Raw genomic sequence first — 16,671 nt, 5'->3', positions numbered from 1 at the left:
CCTGAATGCGCATCGAGCTGGGTCGTGGAGAACGCGCGATCGAATCGACTCAAAGTCAGTCAGCGACGACAGGGCGCAACTCGGGTCAGCACGTCCTCCACGACACCGACACAAGTCTCACTGGCGCTACTGCCGGGCTCCGACCGGGTCAGCCCGGGTGGTGACCCCGTGCGTGGCCGTGCGCGCCGTGCTGGGCCATGACGTGGACGAACCCGCGCACCGCCGGGTGGCCGAAGCCGTGGGCGACGATCAGGCTGCACGCGATCGCCAGGATGACGAACGCGTACAGGGGCCGCTTGTGCTGGGCGCTCACGGTGGTCCTCGGGTCGGGGGTGTGGTGCGGAGGGCAAAGCATCCACTGTGGCCCGTTCCCCCGGACAACGACGAATCCCCGGGCCCAATGTGACCCGACACGGGCCCGAAATGGCCCATGACGACCAGTTCGCCTGGCCCCCAGGGGCCAGGCGAACCGGTTGAGCTCGGGCAGATGCGCCGTCTGGACCTACTCGGTGGGGGCCAGGACCGCGTCGACGGTGATCGCGTCGGCACCCTCGACGACCGTGAAGACCAGGTCGCCGGTGATCTTGCCGGAGCGACGCAGGTCGTCGGCGGCCTGCTCGGCACCCCGCACGAGGGTCTCGGGGCCCTTGATCTCCACGCGGGACAGCTCGGCGCGCATCGAGACCTTGGCCTGCGACTTGGCGCCACGGATGCCCACGAGGGCGGCGGCGACGGCGTCGACCGTTGACGGGTCGGCCGCCGCGGCGGATCCGAGTTCGGCGTGGGTCGGCCACGGGGCGCGGTGGATCGAGCCCTCCTGCCACCACGACCACACCTCTTCGGTGACGTAGGGCAGGAACGGCGCGAGCAGCCGGAGCTGGACCTGGAGCGCGATCGCCAGGGTGGCGCGGGCCGAGGCGGTGGCGTCCCCACCCGCCTCGTCGTACGCACGCTCCTTGACCAGCTCGAGGTAGTCGTCGCAGAACTCCCAGAAGAACTTCTCGACCGTCTCGAGGGCGGTGGTGTAGTCGTAGGCCTCGAACGCGTCGGTGGCCTTCGAGACGACCGCGAGCAGCCGGCCGAGCAGGGCGCAGTCGATCGGCTCGGAGACCTCGTAGTGGTTGAGCGTGGTCGCACCGACGCCCCCGAGGACGAACTTCGAGGCGTTGAGGACCTTCATGGCCAGTCGACGGCCGACCTTCATCTGGCTCTCGTCGAACGGCGAGTCCAGGCCGGGGCGGGCCATGGCGGCACGCCAGCGGACGGCGTCGGCGCCGTACTTGTCGAGCACCTCGGACGGGACGACTGCGTTGCCCTTCGACTTCGACATCTTCTTGCGGTCCGGGTCGACGATGAAGCCGGAGATCAGGGCGTGCGACCACGGCGCGACGTGGTTCTCGAAGTGCGCGCGGACCACGCGGGAGAACAGCCAGGTGCGGATGATGTCGTGCGCGTGGGTGCACAGGTCCATCGGGAAGACCCGCTGCCACAGGTCGTTGTCGGACTCCCAGCCGCCGGCGATCTGCGGGGTCAGCGAGGACGTCGCCCAGGTGTCCATCACGTCGGGGTCGCCGACGAAGCCGCCGGGCTTGCCGCGCTGGTCCTCGGTGTAGCCCTGGGGTGCCTGCGTCGACGGGTCGATCGGCAGCTCGGCCTCGCGGGGGAGCAGCGGGTGCTCGTAGTCGGGCTCCCCGTCGGCGTCGAGGGGGTACCAGACGGGGAAGGGGATGCCGAAGAAGCGCTGCCGCGAGATCAGCCAGTCGCCGTTGAGGCCGCCGACCCAGTTGTCGTAGCGGTGCTTCATGTGGGCCGGGACCCACTCGATCTCCGCGCCGCGCGCGATCATCTCGTCGCGGACCCCGGCGTCACGGCCGCCGTTGCGGATGTACCACTGGCGGGTGGCGACGATCTCGAGGGGCTTGTCGCCCTTCTCGTAGAAGTTCGTCATCCGCTGCGTGGGCTTCGGGTCGCCGTCGAGGTCGCCGGTCTCGCGCAGCTTGGCCACGACGGCCTCGCGGGCGGAGAAGGCCGTCTTGCCCTTGAGGTCCTCGTACGCCGCGGCGGCGGCGTCGGACGACAGCCACTCGGGCGTCTCGCGCAACATCCGGCCGTCGCGGCCGATCAGCGTGCGGACCGGCAGGTTGAGCTCGCGCCACCACGTGACGTCGGTGAGGTCACCGAACGTGCAGCACATGGCGATGCCCGCGCCCTTGTCCATCTCCGCGAGCGGGTGGGCCAGGACCGGGATCTCGACGCCGAAGACGGGCGACGTCACGGTCGTGCCGAAGAGCCCGGCGTAGCGCTCGTCGTCGGGGTGCGCGATCAGTGCGACGACCGAGGGGATCAGCTCGGGCCGGGTCGTCTCGATGTGGACTGGGCTGCCGTCGGGCTTGTGGAAGGCGACCCGGTGGTAGGCGCCGGCGTACTCGCGCGCCTCCAGCTCGGCCTGGGCGACCGCGGTCTGGAACGTGACGTCCCAGAGGGTCGGCGCCTCCTGGAGGTAGGCCTCCCCGCGGGCGAAGTTGCGCAGGAACGCGCGCTGGCTGACGGTCTGGGCCTTCGGGCCGATCGTCGTGTAGTGCTGCTTCCAGTCGACGGAGAGGCCCAGCGTGCGCCAGAGCTGCTCGAAGATCTCCTCGTCCTGCTCGACGAGGCGCTCGCAGAGCTCGATGAAGTTGGGCCGGCTGATCGGCACCTGCTTCTTCGGGTCGGGCTTCTCCGGCGGGGTGAAGTCGGCGTCGTAGGGCAGCGACGGGTCGCACCGGACGCCGAAGTAGTTCTGCACGCGGCGCTCGGTCGGCAGGCCGTTGTCGTCCCAGCCCATGGGGTAGAACACGGACTTGCCGCGCATCCGCTGGAAGCGCGCAACGAGGTCGGTGTGGGTGTAGGAGAAGACGTGCCCGACGTGCAGGCTGCCGCTCACGGTCGGCGGCGGCGTGTCGATCGAGTAGACGTTCTCGCGCGGCTGCGTGCGGTCGAAGGCGTAGGTGTCCTCGGCCTTCCAGTGAGCGCTCCAGGTGGCCTCGAGCCCCTCGAGGGCAGGCTTGTCCGGTACGACGACGGCACGCGTGTCGGTGCTCGTCGTAGTCGGTGCCTGGTCGTGCGGGGTCTCGGTCATGGCGAAATCCTAGATTGCGGGCGCCCCGCGTCGGAAACCGGTTGTGTGCCGACCGCCACTCCTCCCTAACCTGCAGCCATGTCCTGCCCCGACGCCACGGCCGAACCCGCTCGCGCAGCCTCGTCGTACGTGGTCGAGATCACCGACGACCCGACGGAGTTCCTGGCCGCCGCGGAGCCGCACCTCGCCCTCGACCCGGTCCTCACGACGGTGGTCTCCACGGTCACCCACCGCGCGGCGCGCCGCGCGGCCGAGGGCGCGGTCCGACCGCCGCACCCGCAGTGGTGGGCGGTGGTCCGCGATGGAGCGGGGGAGCCGGGAGACATCGCCGGCGTCGCGATGCGTACGGCGCCCTTCGCGCCCCACCCGCTCTTCCTGCTGCCGATGCCCGACGATGCCGCCCGGGCGCTGGCGCGGGCCCTGGTCGGCCGCGGCGAGGAGGTGGCCGGCGCCAACGGCTGCCTGCCCGCGACCCAGGTCTTCGCCGACGAGGTCGCCCGGCTGACCGGCGGTGAGGCCGTCATCTGGGAGCACACCCGGCTGTTCGAGCTCGGCGACCTCGTCGAGCCGGCGGCCGTGCCCGGTGGCCTCCGCCCGGCGACGACCGCCGACCTCGACCTGTGCCTCGCGTGGTTCACCGCCTTCGCGGCGGATGCCGCCGAGCAGGCCGGGCGCACGGTGGAGGACGGTGTCGGCGAGCACGTCACCGCGGAGGACGTCCTCGACCGGATCGAGCACCACCGGGTCTGGCTCTGGGAGGTCGACGGCACGCCCGTCCACCTCACCGGCGCCAACCCGCCGAGCTTCGGGGTCGCGCGGGTCGGGCCCGTCTACACGCCCGGCGAGCACCGCGGGCGCGGCTACGCGAGCGCGGCGGTGGCCGCGGTCTCCCGGCTGCTGCTCGAGGGCGGCTCCCGGGTCTGCCTCTTCACCGACCAGGCCAACCCGACCTCGAACAAGATCTACCAGGCGCTGGGCTACCGCGCCGTGGTCGACATGGCCAACCTCGCGATCCGCTGAGGGGGGCCCGGTCCCTAGACTCGTGGGTGCGATGAGTGAATCCCCAGAGTCCCCCGAAGCCCCCCGTCTCGCCCAGACGTTCGCCGAGGTCGAGGACGCCCTGCTGTCCCGCTGGCCGGAGACCCGGCTCGAGCCCTCGCTGGACCGGATCCAGGCGTTCACCGAGCTGCTGGGCGACCCGCAGACGTCCTACCCCGTTGTCCACCTGACCGGCACCAACGGCAAGACGTCGACGTCGCGGATGATCGACACCCTCCTGCGTGCGCTGGACCTGCGCACCGGCCGCTTCACCAGCCCCCACGTGGAGCGGATGAACGAGCGGATCTCGATCGACGGCGAGCCGCTGGACGACGAGGCGTTCGTGCGGGCCTTCAACGACGTCGCGCCCTACACCCACCTCGTCGACGCCGGCCAGGCCCACCCGCTGTCGTTCTTCGAGACGGTCGTCGGCATGGCGTACGCCGCGTTCGCGGACGCACCTGTCGATGCGGCGATCGTCGAGGTCGGGATGGGCGGCTCGTGGGACGCCACCAACGTCGCCGACGGCAAGGTGGCCGTGATCCTGCCGATCGCCGTCGACCACGCGAAGTACCTCGGCGAGACACCACTCGCCATCGCGGTCGAGAAGGCCGGGATCATCAAGCCGGGCGCGACCGTCGTGCTGGCCCAGCAGCAGCCCGACGTCGCCGAGCTGGTCGTCCGGCAGGCGCAGGAGGTCGGCGCCACCGTGGTCGCGGAGGGCGTCGACTTCGGCGTCGTCTCGCGCGTGCCGGCAGTCGGCGGCCAGGTGATCTCGCTGCAGGGTCTGCGGGGCCGCTACGACGAGCTCTTCCTGCCGCTGTACGGCGCCCACCAGGCGCAGAACGCCGCCGTCGCCCTCGCGGCCGTCGAGGCGTTCGCCGGCGACATGACCCTCGACGACGAGATCGTCCGGGCGGCGTTCGCGGAGGTGACCTCGCCGGGCCGGCTCGAGGTCGTCCGTCGCAGCCCCACGATCGTGCTCGACGCCGCGCACAACCCGCACGGTGCGGCGGCGACGGCGGACGCGCTGGAGGACTCCTTCAGCTTCAACCCGCTCATCGGTGTCTTCGGCGTGATGGCCGACAAGGACGCCGACGGGCTGCTCGCAGCCTTCGAGCCGCACCTGGCCCACGTCATCTGCACCCAGAACTCCACCTCCCGCGCGATGTCGGCGCAGGACCTCGGCGTCGCGGCCCGCGAGATCTACGGCGAGGACCGCGTCACCGTCGTGCCCCGCCTCTCCGACGCGATCGACGCGGCGGCCGCGCTCGCGGAGGCAGGCGAGGCGTTCGGCGACCCGCTCGGCTCCGGCGCCGTGCTGGTCACGGGGTCGGTCGTCACCGTGGGTGAGGCCCGCTCACTGCTGGGGCGGCGCTCGTGAGCGACGACCGCACCCGCTCCCCGCGCCGCGGCATGTGCGCCGCGGTGCTCTGTCTCGAGGCGATCACGCTCGGTCTCTCCACCCCGGTGATGATCTCGATCGACAAGGTCTCCACCGGCACGGCGCTCTCCGTCGGCCTCGGCCTGACGGTGGCGTGCCTGCTGCTGGCCGGCATGCTCCGCAAGGAGTGGGGCTACCTCCTCGGCTGGGCCGTCCAGGTCGCCGCCGTCGCGCTGGGGTTCCTGGTGCCGTTGATGTTCTTCCTGGGCGCGCTGTTCGGGCTGCTGTGGGGCACAGCGTACTTCCTGGGCCGCAAGATCGAGCGCGAGAAGGCCGCGGCGTACGCCGCCTTCGACGCCGAGTCGGCCTGAGCCGACCCGAGCTCCCGCGTGGTGTGCGGGGTGCGTTTGCGGTTGGCGCCGACGGGTACCTCCCCGGCGTACCCGCCAACTGACCCATGCCCGCCGCCCGATCGGTGACGGGCGGGAGAGGACGCACCATGACCGACCACATCGAGGGCGCTCCGCTGTCCGACGCCGAGCTCGAGGCCCAGGCCGGAACGGCTCTGCCCGACAAGGAGGTCGTGTCCATCCTGGACCTCAACGCCGACCTCAACCTCGCCCTGGACCTCGCGGCCCCCGTCGACCTGGCGGTGGCGGCCAATGCCAACGTGGCCGCCCCCATCGACGCCGCCGTCTCCGCCAACATCCTGTCGGTCGGCTCGACGTGGCAGGCGCTCGCCGACCAGGGCACGATGATCGACCAGGGCATCACCGGCGACGTCTCGGCCGACTCGACGCAGGACAGCGTGATCGACGGGGGAGCCGACGCAGCACCGGCGGACGCTCCCGCCGCGGCGACTGCCGCGCCCGCCGACGGCACCGCGGGACTCGCCGCCCCCATCCCGGACGGCCCCGTTCCCGGGCTGCCGGCCGACGGCACCGTCCCGGACCCCGGCCTGCCGACCGACGGCACCCTGCCCGGCGGCACGCTGCCCGACCCGAGCCTGCCGACGGACCTCGGTGGAGCGATGGACGGACCGCTGCTCAACGTGGACGTCAACCTGGCCGCGGACGCCAACCTCGACGCACCGATCAACGGCGCGGTCGCTGCCAACGCGAACGTCGCGGCCCCGATCGACGCCGCGGTCTCGGCCAACATCGGCTCCATCGACAGCCAGTCGGTGGCCGTGGCCCAGCAGGACGCGATCATCAACCAGACCATCGACGGCGACGCGACGGCCACCGCCGACCAGTCCTCGACGATCCAGAACCCGTAACCAGCCGTGTCCCTGACCTCACCTCCGTCGGACCGCGCGGACGCATCGTCGTCCGTGCGGTCCGACGTCCCCGTCCGGGCGACCGGCATCCAGCTGATCGGCGAGATGCCCGGATCGGGCTACCGGACGCCACCGGCGCTCGTGCGCCGCGCCGACGGCCAGATGATCCAGCTGACGCCGCTGCTCTACCTCGTGCTGGACGCGGTGGACGGTCGCCGCACCCACGCCGAGATCGCGGACGTGGTCAGCCGTGCCTTCGGGCGGCAGGTGAGCGAGGACAACGTCGAGACCCTCGTCGACGGCAAGCTGCGCCCGCTCGGGGTGCTGCTCAAGGGCGACGGCAGCGAGCCGGAGCTGAGGAAGTCCCAGCCGTTGCTGGGACTGCGGATGCGCTACTCGGTCACCGACCCGGCGAAGACCAACCGGATCACCGCACCCTTCGCGCGCCTCTTCAACCCGATCCTGGTGACCGGCGTGGTCGCGGCGTTCTGCTGGATCACCTGGTGGCTGCTCCTCGACAAGGGGCTGGCCTCGGCCACCCACGAGGCCTTCACACGTCCGGGCCTGCTGTTGCTGGTCTTCGCCGTGACGGTCCTGTCGGCGGGCTTCCACGAGTTCGGGCACGCGGCCGCCGCCCGCCGCGGTGGCGCCACGCCCGGCGTCATGGGCATGGGCCTCTACCTCTTCTGGCCGGCGTTCTACACCGACGTGACCGACTCCTACCGGCTCGGCCGCGCCGGACGGATCCGCACCGACCTCGGCGGCCTCTACTTCAACGCCATCGTCGCCGTCGGCATCGTCGGGGTGTGGCTCGCGAGCGGGTACGACGCCCTCCTGCTCGTCGTCGCGACGCAGGTCCTGCAGATGCTCCACCAGCTGACGCCGATGGTCCGCTTCGACGGCTACCACGTGCTCGCCGACGTGACCGGCGTTCCCGACCTCTACCACCGGATCAAGCCCACGCTGGTGGGGGCGCTGCCGTGGCGGTGGCGGGACCCCGAGGCGACCGTGCTCAAGCCGTGGGCGCGGATCGTGGTGACGGCCTGGGTGCTGGTGGTCGTTCCGATGCTCGCCTTCTCGATGTTCATGATGGTCCTGACGTTCCCGCGCGTGGTGGCCACCGCATGGGTCGGTCTCCAGGCGCAGTGGGCGGTGGCCTCGGCCAGCCTCACCGGCGGGGACCCGGTCACGTTCGGAGCCCGGTGCGTGGCGATCCTGGCGCTCGTCGTACCGATCCTCGGCATGGGCTACATCCTGACCCGCCTCGTGCGGCAGGTGACGACCTCGACCTGGCGCGCGACCGCCGGTCGTCCCGCCCGCCGCGCGGTCGCCCTCGTGACCGCGGCGGCCGTCGTGGCCGGACTCGGGTGGGCGTGGTGGCCGCACCCGGACACCTATCGCCCGATCGCGGCCTGGGAGCGGGGCACGCTCGCCGACGCGCTGCCCCTGGCCCGACCAGCCCCCGTCGCCGGGGCCCTGGCCGTGGGCCAGCAGGGGCGCATGCAGACCGTGTGGCCCTCCGGGTCCCCGGTCCCGACCCGGGACCACCCCGGCCTCGCGATGGTCATGGTGCCGCACCAGTCCGGTGCCTCCGGCAGTGCGAGCGGGACCGCGGCCGGCGCCCCCGCAGCGGGGTTCGAGCAGGGTACGGATCCGGGCGCCGGTGCCTCCGGTGGCGGGGCTCCGTCGTGGGTGTTCCCCTTCGACCAGCCGTTGCCGCCGGGTGAGGGCGACACGCAGGCCCTGGCGGTCAACACCACCGATGACACGGTGACCTACGACGTCGCCTTCGCCATCGTGTGGGCCGACGGCGACACCGTGAACAACACCAACGAGGCGTACGCCATCGCCAGCTGCACCAACTGCGCGGCCGTCGCGGTGGCCTTCCAGGTCGTGATGATCGTGGGGGACGCCGACGTGGTCGTGCCCGAGAACGTCTCGGCCGCGGTCAACTACAACTGCGTCCAGTGCCTGACCTATGCGCTCGCCACCCAGCTGGTGGTCACGCTCGACGGACCGCTGAGCGACGCCGGGATGGCGCAGCTCGCCGACCTGTGGGCGCAGATCGCGGAGTTCGGCAGCCACCTCGCCGACATCCCGCTCGCCGACCTGCAGGACGCCCTCGCGGGCTACGAGCAGCAGATCCTCGACATCGTCGCCGCCGACCCCGCAGCGGTGCCGGCGCCCGGAGCCGATCCCTCCGATCCGGGGGCCACGGGCTCCGCGTCAGCCTCGCCCACGTCCGACCCCGAGGCCTCGGGCTCGCCGACGAGCACGCCGACCCCGGTCGTGCCCGACTCCGGGTCCACCGGCCCCTCGGCCTCACCCTCGGAGTCCGCGTCGGGGTCGCCCACGACGACCGCCAGCCCGAGCGCGTCGCCGACCGAACCGGCCCAGCCATCGGGGTCGTCGAGTCCGACGGCGAGTTCTTCGTCGAGCGGCTCGACCACACCGGCGCCGGGGGTGTCGTCCTCGCCCTGAGCCTCGTCAGGAGCGGGCGAGGCCGCGGACGAGGGCGGCGAGGGCACCGTCCAGCTCGGTGTCCGTGACCCCGCCGAACCCCACGACCAGCCCGGTGAGACCCGACGACCGGGCGTAGTCGCTGAGCAGGTTCACCCGGTAGCCGGCCGCCGCCGCGGCGTCCCTGGCCCGCACGGCGTCGGCCTGGGGGAGCAGCCAGGTGGAGTACATCCCGGCCAGCGGCCCGGCCAGCTCGGCGTACGGCGAGAGCGCGGCCGCGACCCGGGGCGCCCGGTCGGCGTAGACGCGCCGGGCCGTGCGCACCACCTTGTCGACGTAGCCGTCGCGCAGCAGCGTGAGGAACGCCCGCTGCACCGGCCAGGCGGCGGCCTCGTGCGTGATCGCGCGCCGGGCGTTGACCGGGTCGAGGAGCGTGGGCGTCGGCACCAGCCAGCCGAGGCGGAGGCTGGGGGCGACCGACTTGGACGCCGTCCCGAGGTAGGCCACGCGCTCCCGGTCGAGGGTCGCCAGCGCCGGCACCGGCGCGACGTCGTAGCGGAACTCGGAGTCGTAGTCGTCCTCCAGCACCAGGGCGTCGGCCGCCCGCGCCGAGGCGAGGAGGGTCAGCCGGTCGGCCGCGGGCATCACGCGGCCGAGCGGGTGCTGGTGGGCCGGGGTGACGTACGCCGCGACCCGCCCTCCGAGATCGGTGACCGCGGCTGTCGCGGGCAGGTCGTGCACTGCCCGTCCCGACGCCCGCACGGTCTCCACGGCGGCGCGGTAGCCGGGGTCCTCCATCGCCACCGGCCCGGGCGGCAGGACGGAGAGCACCTGGCGCAGGCCGTCGGTGGTGCCCGCGGTCACCACGACCTCGTCGGGGTCGACCGCGAGCCCGCGGGTGCGTGCGAGGTGGTCGGCCAGGGCGGCGCGGAGCTCGGGGATCCCGCGCGGGTCGTCGTAGCCCCGGGGCGGCCTGGCCGTCGACACCTCGCGCCAGGCCCGCCGCCACCCGGCCGCGTGTCGCGGGTCGATCCACGGGGTGCCGGCGTCGAGGCTGACCAGCGGGGGAGGTGCGGAGGGCGTCGTACGGCGCTCCGGCGCCGACCGCGCCGCGCCGCCGACGCTCGGGTGCGGAGCCACGAAGGTGCCGGCGCCGTGGCGCGTCTCGAGCCACCCCTCGGCCAGCAGCTGCTCGTAGGCCTGCTCCGCGACGGCGCGGGAGACACCGAGGTCGGCGGCCAGGGCCCGGCTGCTCGGCAGCCGGTCGCCCCTCGCCAGCGTGCCCGCGACGACCAGGTCGCGGACCTGGCCGGAGATCTGGACGCCGAGCGGCGTCGGCTGGGCCCGGTCGAGGCGGACGGGCAGGGGAGTGGGCATGGGAGTGTCCTGTTCGGATCGGTGCGGAATGGCCCGTGACGGCAGGCCACTCGGCATCGAGGATAGTCCCGTGACCACCACGCAGCTCTCGCCCACGCCCCGCACCACCGTCACCCGCGGCCGCAGCCGCGCGGTCCTGGACCGCGACGCCCTGCACGCCGTGCTGGCCGAGGGGCTCGTCGCGCACCTCGGCCTGGCGACGCCCGGCGGCCACCCGCTCGTGCTGCCGTCGGCCTACGCGGTCGACCCGTCGGGGCCCGACGCCGGGGGGACGCTCTACGTCCACGGCTCGGTCGCGGCCGGCTGGGTGCGCGCCGCCGCCGACGCCACCGTCTGCGTCACCGTGACCCTGCTCGACGGGCTCGTCGCCGGCCGGTCGGCCTTCCACCACTCGATGAACTACCGCTCGGCGGTCGTCATCGGCACCGCCCGGGTCGTCGAGGAGGCCGTCGAGAAGGAGCGCGCGCTCGGCCTGGTCGTGGACCACATGATCCCCGGCCGCTCGGCCACGCTGCGCGCCCACACCCGCAAGGAGCTGGCCGCCACGGCGGTGATCGCCGTGCCGCTGGAGGAGGCCTCGCTCAAGATCCGCGGCGGAGGTCCGGTCGACGAGCCCGACGACGTCGAGGCCGGCGCCTGGGGCGGGCACGTGCCGCTGCGCCTGGTCGCCGGGGACCCGGTGCCCGACGCGGACGCCGTGACGTCGGGAGGGCCGGTCCCGCCCGACGTCGTCGCCCGGGCGCGCGCTTTGTAGGCTGCCGGGCATGACCCAGCGCTCCCTCGTCCTCGTCAAGCCCGACGGCGTACGCCGCGGCCTCACCGGCGAGATCGTCCGCCGCATCGAGGCCAAGGGCTACACCCTGGCCCGCCTCGAGCTGCGCGAGGCCACCCCCGAGCTGCTCGCCGAGCACTACGCCGAGCACGAGGGCAAGCCGTTCTACGGCCCGCTCGTGGAGTTCATGCTCTCCGGCCCGGTCGTCGCCATGGTGGTCGAGGGCGAGCGCTGCATCGAGGGCTTCCGCTCCCTCGCCGGCGCGACCGACCCGACCGTCGCCGCGCCCGGCACGATCCGCGGCGACCTCGGCCGCGACTGGGGCCTGGCCGTCCAGCAGAACCTCGTCCACGGCTCCGACGCCCCCGAGTCGGCCGAGCGCGAGATCAAGATCTGGTTCCCCGAGCTCGGCTGACGTCCGGGAGGGATCACCGGTCAACCGGTGATCCCGGACGTTCTGGGGGGTTGCAACCCTCCAGAACGTCAGGGAATGCCCGGGGAGTGGTGCGCGAGGGACTGATGTGACGCGACCGGTCCGGGCAAACCCGCATGCCTCGCCGCGTGTCCTGCCGGGGAGCGCCGTCCCCGCTCCTTAGCCTTGTGTCACACCCTCCCCATCAGCACCACTTCTCCAGGGACGACACATGGCGAACAGCTTCATCGGCCGCGACATGGCCGTGGACCTCGGCACCGCCAACACGCTCGTCTACGTGCGCGGCAAGGGCGTCCTCCTCGACGAGCCCAGCGTCGTCGCGCTGAACGCCACGACCGGCGAGATCCTCGCCGTCGGTCACGAGGCCAAGCGGATGATCGGGCGGACGCCCGACAACATCACCGCGATCCGTCCCCTCAAGGACGGCGTGATCGCCGACTTCGAGGCGACCGAGCAGATGCTGCGGTTCTTCATCCAGCAGGTGCACCGGCGCCGCTACTTCGCCAAGCCCCGCATGGTCATCTGCGTGCCGAGCGGCATCACGGCCGTCGAGCAGCGCGCGGTCAAGGAGGCCGGCTACCAGGCGGGCGCCCGCCGGGTCTACATCATCGAGGAGCCGATGGCGGCCGCCATCGGCGCCGGGCTGCCCGTGCACCAGGCCACCGGCAACATGGTCGTCGACGTCGGAGGCGGTACGACGGAGGTCGCCGTCATCTCCCTCGGTGGCATCGTCACGTCCCTGTCCATCCGCACCGCCGGCGACGACCTCGACGCCGCGATCGTGGCGTGGATGAAGAAGGAGTACTCCCTCATGCTCGGCGAGCGCACCGCCGAGGAGGTCAAGATGACCCTCGGGTCGGCGTTCCCGCTGCCCGACGAGCCCGAGGCCGAGATCCGCGGCCGCGACATGGTCTCCGGCCTGCCCCGCACCGTGGTCGTCTCCAGCTCCGAGGTCCGCCAGGCCCTCGAGGAGCCGCTGCACGCCATCGTCGACGCGGTCCGTGCGACCCTCGACCAGACCCCGCCCGAGCTGGCCGGCGACATCATGGACCGCGGCATCGTGCTGACCGGCGGCGGAGCCCTGCTCCGCGGCCTCGACGAGCGGCTTCGCCACGAGACCGGCATGCCGGTCCACGTCGCCGAGGACCCGCTCACCTCGGTCGCACACGGCGCCGGCAAGTGCGTCGAGGAGTTCGAGGCGCTCCAGCAGGTGCTCGTCACCGACCCGCGGCGGTACTGATGGGTCTCGGCAAGCCCGGGGGACCGCGCGAGCAGCGCTGGACCTCGATGGACCGCCAGGAGGAGCGCAACCGTCCCTCGCGCTCGCTCATGGTCGCGCTGCTGCTCGGCTGCCTGACCCTGATCACCCTCGACTACCACGGCGGCGCGGACTCCCCGATGGAGCCGGCGCGTCGTGCCGTGGGGGAGGTGTTCGGCCCGATCGAGACCGGCACCGCCACGGTGATCCGCCCGTTCACCGCCGTCCCGGCGTGGTTCCGCACCAAGGGCGCGCTCCGCGACGACATCGCCGAGCTGACGGCCGAGAACTCCCGCCTCAAGTCCCAGGTCGCCACCCAGGACTACGACCGCAACCGGCTCGAGGAGTTCGAGGGCCTCACCTCGGCCGCCGAGAACCTCGGCTACGCGCTCGTCCCGGCCCGCGTCGTCGGGCTCGGCGCCGCGCAGTCCTTCTCCCACACGGTCACCATCGACGCCGGCTCCTCGTCCGGGATCCACCCCGACATGACGGTGGTCAACAACGACGGCCTGGTCGGCCGGGTCCTCCGGGTCACCAGCACCACCGCCACCGTGCTGCTCATCATCGACACCGAGTCGGTCGTGGGCGGCCGCGTCGGCGAGTCCATGGAGGTCGGCTTCCTGCACGGGCGGGGCGTCCTCGGCGACGCCGGCCGCCTCGACCTCGACCTCGTCGACGAGTCCGAGGTCCCCGCCGACCACGACTCCGTCGTGACGTGGGGGTCCGACGGGGGAGCGCCGTACGTCTCCGGCGTGCCGATCGGCCGCGTCGTCTCGGTCTACAGCAGCCTCCGTGACTCCTCGCAGCGTGCGGTCATCGAGCCGTACGTCGACTTCGGCGCCCTCGACGTCGTCGGCGTGGTCGTGCCCTCGGGCACCGCCAGCGACCGGGCTGTCATCGAGGCAGACGGGAGCCTCCAGTGACTCCGATCCGTGGCCTCGCCGCCGTGGCCGCCGTTGCGGTCGCCCTGGTCCTCCAGGTGTCGGTCTTCCCGCACCTCGCCTGGGACGGCATCGTCCCCAACCTCTGCCTGTTGGTCGTCGTCGGCGCCGCGCTGACCCGCGGCCCGCAGTTCGCCGCGGTCCTCGGCTTCGTGGCCGGTCTCGTGCTCGACCTCGCCCCGCCCGCCGACCACGTCGCCGGCCGCTGGGCGCTCGCGCTGGTCGTCGTCGGCTACGTCGCCGGCCGGATGCGCCAGGACGTCAAGCCCACCGCCGCCGCCGTCGTGGCCACCGTCGCCGCCTCCAGCTTCGTCGGTACGTCGATCTTCGCGCTGAGCGGCATCGTGCTCTCCGACGGCATCGTCGGCATCCCCGACCTGCTGCGGGTCATCCTCGTGGCCGTGCTCTGGGACGTGCTGCTGACGCCGTTCGTGCTGCCCCTGGTGATGGCGATGTTCCACCGGCTCGAGCCGGCCCGGACCACCTGATGACGCCCCACTCGGCCTCCGCGGGGAGCAGGAAGTCCCGCCTGCGGCTGATCGTCATCCAGGCGCTGGTCTTCTCGCTGTTCGCGACCCTCTTCGCGCGGCTCTACTACCTCCAGGTCGTCACCGGCGACGACTACCAGGCCCAGGCCGCCTCGCAGTCGGTCCGCGAGATCGTCCAGCAGCCCCAGCGCGGCCTGATCGTCGACGACATGGGTCGCCCGCTGGTCGCCAACCGCACCTCCTGGGTCGTCTCCATCGACCGGACGATGCTCGGCAAGATGACCGACAGCCAGCGCACCCGCCTCGTGGCCCGTGTCGCCGACGCGGTCGACATGGCCCCCGGCCGGGTGACCAAGCGACTCGTCACCTGCGGCGACCCGGGCGCCGTGATCGGCCTGTGCTGGAACGGCTCGCCCTACCAGCCGGTGCCGGTCGCCACCGACGTGCGCCAGGCCGTCGCGCTACGGATCCTCGAGCAGCCCGAGGACTACCCCTCGGTGCTCGCCGAGCAGCAGAGCGTCCGCGCCTACCCGCGCCCCTACGGCGTCAACCTCGCCCACGTGCTCGGCTACCTCAGCCCGATCACGCAGGAGGAGTACGACAAGGCGCGCGCCGACGGCGACAAGTCGGTCAACGGCGCCTCGTCCGTGGGGCGCGCCGGCGTGGAGAAGGAGTACGACCGCTGGCTGCGCGGCATGCCCGGCTACAAGCAGGTCGCCGTCGACTCGATGGGCCGCGTCCTCGGCGACGACAGCGAGGTCATGGGCCAGCCCGGCGACACACTCGTCACCTCCATCGACGCCAAGGTCCAGGGCGTGGTGGAGAAGCAGCTCGCCGACACGATCGCGCTGGCCCGCCAGACCTACGACCCGGTCACGCACATGAACTACAAGGCCGACTCCGGCGCCGTCGTGGTGATGGAGGCCAGGACCGGCCGGATCGTCGCGATGGCCAGCCAGCCGACGTACGACCCGTCGGTGTGGGTCGGCGGCATCACCAAGAAGCAGCTCGCCCGCCTCTACTCCGAGAAGGCCGGCACCCCGCTGCTGGCGCGCGCGACGCAGGGCCAGTTCGCGCCCGGCTCGACGTGGAAGCCGCTGATGACCGTCGGCGCGCTCGACCACGGGTTCAGCCAGGACACCAAGCTCGACTGCTCGTCGGGCTTCCAGGTCGGCAACAGGCTCTTCAAGAACTACGAGTCGGAGTCCTACGGCTACATCACCTTCGCCCAGGCGCTCCAGCTCTCCTGCGACACGTTCTTCTACCGCGTGGGCTTCCACTTCTGGCAGAAGTACGGCTCGGACCCGACCGACGTCGACGCCTACGACCCCCTGGTCGAGCAGGCGAAGAAGTTCGGCTTCGGCAAGCCCACCGGCATCGACCTGCCCGGCGAGGCCAGCGGCCGGATCGCCGACCGGCACTGGAAGCTCGCCTACTGGAAGGCCATGAAGGGCTACTACTGCGGGATGGACGAGAAGGGCAACGCGCCCTCGGCCTTCCTCAAGCTCTTCGCCCACGAGTTCTGCCTCGAGGGCAGCTACTACCGCGCCGGCGACGCGGTCAACTACGCGATCGGCCAGGGCGACACCATCGTCACGCCGCTCCAGCTCGCCCGCGCCTATGCCTCGCTCTCCAACGGCGGCACGCTCTTCGAGCCCCGCGTCGCGAAGGCGATCGTCAGCTCCGACGGCACCGTCCTCAAGCGCTTCCCGCCCGCGGTGATGGGCCACGTGAAGTCCAGCAAGGCTGCGCTGTCGTACGTCGACACGGCGCTGCAGGGCACGCCCAAGGTCGGCACGCTCGCGTGGAAGTTCGGGGGCTTCCCGCTCGACCAGGTCCCGATCCGGGGCAAGACCGGCTCCGCCGAGGTCTACGGCAAGCAGTCGACCTCGTGGGTGGCGACCTACGACAAGGACTACGTCGTCGTGATGATGGTCAGCCAGGCCGGCACCGGCTCGGGCACCTCCGGCCCGGCGGTGCGCAAGATCTGGGAGACCCTCTACGGCATCGACGGCATGGACGTGCACCCGAGGAACGCCGCGATCCCCGGCACCACCCCGCCCGCCGGGCTGCCCACGTTCATGAAGGACGGCTCGATCCTGCCGCCGGCGAGGAAGGAATAG

At 72.4% G+C, this 16,671-nt stretch carries 14 protein-coding genes; 11 read left to right on the top strand and 3 right to left on the bottom strand.

What is annotated here, in order from left to right; translation table 11 throughout:
• Positions 1-148: 148 nt before the first annotated feature.
• Both EJF31_RS22015 and valS read right to left on the bottom strand, forming a co-directional pair.
• Positions 149-313, bottom strand: a complete 165-nt coding sequence (locus tag EJF31_RS22015) for a hypothetical protein (RefSeq protein WP_185736388.1) — start codon at positions 311-313, stop codon at positions 149-151.
• Between the two features lie 189 nt (positions 314-502).
• Positions 503-3,118, bottom strand: a complete 2,616-nt coding sequence (gene valS, locus EJF31_RS21650) for a valine--tRNA ligase (protein WP_125039276.1) — start codon at positions 3,116-3,118, stop codon at positions 503-505.
• Between the two features lie 78 nt (positions 3,119-3,196).
• Here valS and EJF31_RS21645 point away from each other — a divergent pair, with 78 nt between their 5' ends.
• The 5 genes from EJF31_RS21645 to EJF31_RS21625 all read left to right on the top strand — a co-directional run bounded on the left by EJF31_RS21645 (position 3,197) and on the right by EJF31_RS21625 (position 9,300).
• A complete protein-coding gene (locus tag EJF31_RS21645) occupies positions 3,197-4,138 on the top strand; it encodes a GNAT family N-acetyltransferase (RefSeq protein WP_125039275.1) in 942 nt (313 codons plus the stop codon).
• Positions 4,139-4,169: 31 nt separating this feature from the next.
• Complete coding sequence (locus EJF31_RS21640) at positions 4,170-5,540, top strand: folylpolyglutamate synthase/dihydrofolate synthase family protein (protein WP_125039274.1); 1,371 nt, start codon at positions 4,170-4,172, stop codon at positions 5,538-5,540.
• Positions 5,537-5,911, top strand: a complete 375-nt coding sequence (locus tag EJF31_RS21635) for a DUF4233 domain-containing protein (RefSeq protein ID WP_260431009.1) — start codon at positions 5,537-5,539, stop codon at positions 5,909-5,911. Before EJF31_RS21640 ends, EJF31_RS21635 begins: the two co-directional genes overlap by 4 nt.
• 128 nt (positions 5,912-6,039) lie before the next feature.
• Positions 6,040-6,819 (top strand): peptidoglycan-binding protein, encoded by a 780-nt coding sequence (locus EJF31_RS21630; protein ID WP_125039273.1) that lies wholly within the window; start codon positions 6,040-6,042, stop codon positions 6,817-6,819.
• 54 nt (positions 6,820-6,873) lie between these two features.
• Complete coding sequence (locus tag EJF31_RS21625) at positions 6,874-9,300, top strand: hypothetical protein (protein ID WP_125039272.1); 2,427 nt, start codon at positions 6,874-6,876, stop codon at positions 9,298-9,300.
• 6 nt (positions 9,301-9,306) lie between these two features.
• Here the strand turns inward: EJF31_RS21625 and EJF31_RS21620 are convergent, their stop codons facing one another.
• Entirely contained in the window at positions 9,307-10,656 is a 1,350-nt protein-coding gene (locus tag EJF31_RS21620; RefSeq protein WP_125039271.1) for a PLP-dependent aminotransferase family protein, read from the bottom strand.
• A gap of 70 nt (positions 10,657-10,726) precedes the next feature.
• On the opposite strand from EJF31_RS21620, the gene EJF31_RS21615 reads away from it, so the two are divergent.
• The 6 genes from EJF31_RS21615 (at position 10,727) to mrdA (ending at position 16,671) form a co-directional block, all read left to right on the top strand.
• Positions 10,727-11,410 carry a pyridoxamine 5'-phosphate oxidase family protein gene (locus EJF31_RS21615; protein WP_260431008.1) on the top strand — a complete coding sequence of 228 codons (684 nt, stop codon included), beginning with the start codon at positions 10,727-10,729 and terminating at the stop codon, positions 11,408-11,410.
• Positions 11,411-11,420: 10 nt separating this feature from the next.
• Positions 11,421-11,843 carry a nucleoside-diphosphate kinase gene (ndk, locus tag EJF31_RS21610; protein WP_125039269.1) on the top strand — a complete coding sequence of 141 codons (423 nt, stop codon included), beginning with the start codon at positions 11,421-11,423 and terminating at the stop codon, positions 11,841-11,843.
• A 229-nt stretch (positions 11,844-12,072) separates the two neighbouring features.
• Complete coding sequence (locus EJF31_RS21605) at positions 12,073-13,101, top strand: rod shape-determining protein (RefSeq protein ID WP_182539710.1); 1,029 nt, start codon at positions 12,073-12,075, stop codon at positions 13,099-13,101.
• On the top strand, positions 13,101-14,042 hold the full coding sequence (gene mreC, locus EJF31_RS21600; RefSeq protein WP_185736387.1) for a rod shape-determining protein MreC: 942 nt from the start codon (positions 13,101-13,103) through the stop codon (positions 14,040-14,042). Before EJF31_RS21605 ends, mreC begins: the two co-directional genes overlap by 1 nt.
• On the top strand, positions 14,039-14,548 hold the full coding sequence (gene mreD / locus EJF31_RS21595; protein WP_125039268.1) for a rod shape-determining protein MreD: 510 nt from the start codon (positions 14,039-14,041) through the stop codon (positions 14,546-14,548). Before mreC ends, mreD begins: the two co-directional genes overlap by 4 nt.
• A complete protein-coding gene (gene mrdA, locus EJF31_RS21590) occupies positions 14,548-16,671 on the top strand; it encodes a penicillin-binding protein 2 (protein WP_125039267.1) in 2,124 nt (707 codons plus the stop codon). The genes mreD and mrdA overlap by 1 nt, the downstream gene beginning before the upstream one ends.

Origin of the sequence: Nocardioides sp. LS1, assembly GCF_003865225.1 — a bacterium.
Classification (GTDB): domain Bacteria; phylum Actinomycetota; class Actinomycetes; order Propionibacteriales; family Nocardioidaceae; genus Nocardioides; species Nocardioides ginsengisegetis.
The sequence above is the reverse complement of the archived record's forward strand: the minus strand, read 5'-3'. Positions and strand labels throughout refer to the sequence as shown.

Coding starts and splice junctions, on each gene's coding strand:
- valS (WP_125039276.1), bottom strand. CDS start 3,118: ATGACCGAGACCCCGCACGACCAGGCACCGACTACGACGAGCACCGAC.
- EJF31_RS21645 (WP_125039275.1), top strand. CDS start 3,197: ATGTCCTGCCCCGACGCCACGGCCGAACCCGCTCGCGCAGCCTCGTCG.
- EJF31_RS21640 (WP_125039274.1), top strand. CDS start 4,170: ATGAGTGAATCCCCAGAGTCCCCCGAAGCCCCCCGTCTCGCCCAGACG.
- EJF31_RS21630 (WP_125039273.1), top strand. CDS start 6,040: ATGACCGACCACATCGAGGGCGCTCCGCTGTCCGACGCCGAGCTCGAG.
- EJF31_RS21620 (WP_125039271.1), bottom strand. CDS start 10,656: ATGCCCACTCCCCTGCCCGTCCGCCTCGACCGGGCCCAGCCGACGCCG.
- ndk (WP_125039269.1), top strand. CDS start 11,421: ATGACCCAGCGCTCCCTCGTCCTCGTCAAGCCCGACGGCGTACGCCGC.
- EJF31_RS21605 (WP_182539710.1), top strand. CDS start 12,073: ATGGCGAACAGCTTCATCGGCCGCGACATGGCCGTGGACCTCGGCACC.
- mreC (WP_185736387.1), top strand. CDS start 13,101: ATGGGTCTCGGCAAGCCCGGGGGACCGCGCGAGCAGCGCTGGACCTCG.
- mrdA (WP_125039267.1), top strand. CDS start 14,548: ATGACGCCCCACTCGGCCTCCGCGGGGAGCAGGAAGTCCCGCCTGCGG.